Raw genomic sequence first — 1,298 nt, 5'->3', positions numbered from 1 at the left:
ACAACTGGCTGAAGCGTTGATTTGAGGAGCCCATCCAACTCCACTTTCATGCGCGGCGCAGATACCTTCACAGAAAGTTTGTTCACTATGCGGAGGCTGGATGATTTCGTGCCGAAGTCCCACCCGCTGCGCTCGATCCGCGCCATGGCCAACCAGGCGCTGGTAAAGATGGACCGGTTGTTCGCACAGATGTACGAGGCCGATATCAAGGGTGGCCAGCCCAGCATCGCGCCGGAGAAGTTGCTGCGGGCCATGCTGCTGCAGGTGCTCTACAGCGTTCGCTCCGAACGCCAACTCATGGAGCAGACGCAGTACAACCTGCTGTTTCGCTGGTTCATCGGGCTGTCGATGGACGACACCGTTTGGGTGCCCACGGTCTTCACCAAGAACCGCGAGCGGCTGATCAAGCATGATGCGGTGATCCAGTTTTTCAACGAGGTGCTGGCCATCGCGCAGAAGAAGAACTGGCTGTCGGGCGAGCACTTCAGCGTGGACGGCACGCTGATTCAGGCGTGGGCAGGCCACAAGAGCTTCGTGCGCAAGGACGGCGGCGACGACAAGGACGACAACGACGGCGCCAACTTCAAAGGTCGCAAGCGCAGCAACGAGACGCACGAGTCCAAGACCGATCCCGATGCCAAGCTGTACCGCAAGGGCAAAACTGCGAGTGAACTTCGCTATATGGGTCATACCCTGAGCGACAACCGTCACGGCCTGGTGGTGAGCGCCATGGTGACCAATGCGGACGGACATGCTGAGCGCGAGGCCGCGAAGGTCATGCTCAACGATGCCCGACAGGTGACGGACGACCCGAACACCGAAATCACGGTGGGTGCAGACAAGGGCTACGACGCGCACGAGTTCATTCAAGCCTGCCTGGAAATGAAGGTGACGCCCCACGTGGCACAGAACACCTCGGGGCGCCGCTCGGCCGTTCCTGATGCCATTGCTTGCAGCGCCGGGTATGCCGTTTCGCAGCAAAAGCGCAAGCTGATCGAACAAGGCTTCGGATGGGTCAAGACTGTCGGGCGCATGCGCCAGGTGATGGTGCGTGGACTGAAGCGAGTCGACCAGATGTTCGTGCTGAGCATGGCCGCCTACAACCTCGTGCGCATGCGCTCACTGGGACAAATCCGTCCGCAGTTGCAGTAATCGCGGTAATGAGGCCGGAATCGGGCGCCAAACCGCCGAAAAAATCGATGTAGGGACGTCCCGCTTCCAGATTGTGAAAAATCGCAAGCCTACTGCCTTGCAGGGGGAAGCCTCGCCTCTTGTACGGGGAGTACTTCAGCAACCTG

General features: G+C 59.7%; 1 protein-coding gene. It reads left to right on the top strand.

Annotated elements, in window-relative coordinates; translation table 11 throughout:
• Positions 1-48: 48 nt before the first annotated feature.
• Positions 49-1,152, top strand: a complete 1,104-nt coding sequence (locus E1J61_RS33905) for an IS5 family transposase (protein WP_133098204.1) — start codon at positions 49-51, stop codon at positions 1,150-1,152.
• The last annotated feature ends 146 nt before the right edge of the window (positions 1,153-1,298 follow it).

This window comes from Cupriavidus sp. L7L, assembly GCF_004353535.1.
GTDB lineage: Bacteria > Pseudomonadota > Gammaproteobacteria > Burkholderiales > Burkholderiaceae > Cupriavidus > Cupriavidus oxalaticus_A.
The sequence above is the reverse complement of the archived record's forward strand: the minus strand, read 5'-3'. Positions and strand labels throughout refer to the sequence as shown.

Excerpts from the sequence above, each read along its gene's own strand:
- E1J61_RS33905 (WP_133098204.1), top strand. The coding sequence starts at position 49 with ATGCGCGGCGCAGATACCTTCACAGAAAGTTTGTTCACTATGCGGAGG.